Origin of the sequence: Mesorhizobium sp. M7A.F.Ca.CA.002.09.1.1, assembly GCF_003998555.1 — a bacterium.
Classification (GTDB): Bacteria; Pseudomonadota; Alphaproteobacteria; order Rhizobiales; family Rhizobiaceae; genus Mesorhizobium; species Mesorhizobium ciceri.
This window is the reverse complement of the sequence record NZ_RZRR01001660.1, coordinates 1-379: the sequence shown is the minus strand read 5'-3', so window position 1 is coordinate 379 and position 379 is coordinate 1. Positions and strand designations below refer to the sequence as shown.

Genomic DNA, 379 nt, shown 5'->3' with positions numbered 1-379 from the left:
GAGAACGCCATCATCAATGTGCTGCGCTATTACGAAGCCAAGAACGCGCTGGTGTTCTGCAACACGCGTGCCGCCGTCAATCATCTGACCGCGCGCTTCAACAACCGCAACTTCTCCGTCGTCGCCCTGTCGGGCGAGCTCAGCCAGAATGAGCGCAGCCATGCGCTGCAAGCGATGCGGGACGGCCGCGCAAAAGTCTGTATCGCCACCGATGTCGCGGCGCGCGGCATCGACCTGCCCAATCTTGAGCTGGTCATCCACGCCGATTTGCCGACCAACCCGGAAACGCTGCTGCACCGCAGCGGCCGCACCGGCCGCGCCGGGCGCAAGGGCGTCAGCGCGCTGATCGTGCCCAACAGCGCCCGCAAGCGCACCGAAC

General features: G+C 65.4%; 1 protein-coding gene. It reads left to right on the top strand.

Going from position 1 to position 379, the window contains the following annotated elements; all coding sequences use genetic code 11:
• On the top strand, positions 1–379 hold a 379-nt coding region (locus tag EN994_RS35220), incomplete at both ends, for a C-terminal helicase domain-containing protein (protein WP_206530602.1).